We start from the raw sequence: 1,178 nt of genomic DNA, 5'->3' as shown, positions 1-1,178 counted from the left end.
TGTCAGCTGCGATGCGACGGGTTTTGCTGCCGAGACGGATGCGGCGTGTCGCGTTTCGTCACCGGCTTCGCCCGCAACGACCGGTCCGGCACCCGGCGGTTGTGCCCTGTCGTGGACCGTGAACGATGGGGACCCGTCAGTTGTAGGCGTTCGGCGTTTCCGTGCTCCGGCGGGCGATGGCGCGCCCGACCTCGAACAGGGCGGCGCGCAGGCCCGGCAGGGCGCTCTTGGCGCCGTCGCCCTCGATCAGCGAGTGGGCGATGATCAGGTGGTCGGCGATCCGGTCCAGGTGATCCTGCGGCGCGGTCGCATGATGCGTCGGCGGCGGCAGGTAGCGGCCGACATGGCCGTAGGCTTGCATCCCGTCCGTGGCGCTCGGGGTCATCTCGATCATCGAGCCGAGATAGCCCAGGAAGGTCGAATCCGGGGGGCCGAACGAGGGCAGGCCCCCGGCGCCGAGCCACCGCACGCTTCCGTCGGCGCAGTGCAGCCGGAAGCGCAGGCTGAATTCGCTGACGGCGGCCGCGGCCCGGCTGAATACGTCTTGGATGGTCGCCCGGTCGGTCTCGGGGACGCGGTCGAGCCAGCCGAGACCCAGCGCGGCCGACCGGTCCTGCCCCGTGATCTCGGACCACTCACCACTGAGATAGACGAACCGACCAGACGCATCGGTCGAAAAAATCATTGCAGCGTTCCGGGCCGGCTCGGTTCGTATGAAAGGTAACCCTGAGAATTAAATAAAGATAGCAGCCTTGATCTTTATACATTATTTTATACTATCCCGGTGATGGATTTATACCGGCTCATGCGCGCCGCAGACAGGAATATCGGTTCGGCCTCAGCGCGCATGGAATCGAGGACCCAGGGTCGAGCCCGATTGCGCCGCGATCGCGGCCGACTTGGTGGCAGAGGATCGTCCGTCATGAGCGGCTCGGACAAGCCGGGGACCAAGACCTTGCTGACGCTCGCCGGAATCCTGGGCATCCCGGTCGAGCGGTTCTTCGACGACGAAGGCACGACCGACGGCCAGGCCGGGGCGCAGGAATGCCTGCGGCTCTGGTCGGCGATCCGGACCAGCGAGGGCCGCGCGCGCGCGCTCACCGTCATCCGCGGCATCATCGAGGACGAGCGGCGGTAAGGGAGCCGGGAAGACCCACGCGCGTCCCCTTCCCCCCCTC

At 66.9% G+C, this 1,178-nt stretch carries 2 protein-coding genes; one reads left to right on the top strand and one right to left on the bottom strand.

Annotation, left to right across the window (positions count from 1 at the left end; translation table 11 throughout):
* Positions 1 to 136: 136 nt before the first annotated feature.
* Positions 137 to 685 (bottom strand): PAS domain-containing protein, encoded by a 549-nt coding sequence (locus tag FV233_RS29500; protein ID WP_147856209.1) that lies wholly within the window; start codon positions 683 to 685, stop codon positions 137 to 139.
* A 237-nt stretch (positions 686 to 922) separates the two neighbouring features.
* On the opposite strand from FV233_RS29500, the gene FV233_RS29495 reads away from it, so the two are divergent.
* Positions 923 to 1,138, top strand: a complete 216-nt coding sequence (locus tag FV233_RS29495; RefSeq protein ID WP_147856210.1) for a hypothetical protein — start codon at positions 923 to 925, stop codon at positions 1,136 to 1,138.
* Positions 1,139 to 1,178 lie beyond the last annotated feature (40 nt).

This window comes from Methylobacterium sp. WL7, from assembly GCF_008040085.1.
Lineage (GTDB): Bacteria > Pseudomonadota > Alphaproteobacteria > Rhizobiales > Beijerinckiaceae > Methylobacterium > Methylobacterium mesophilicum.
This window is presented reverse-complemented; position numbering and strand designations above follow the sequence as displayed.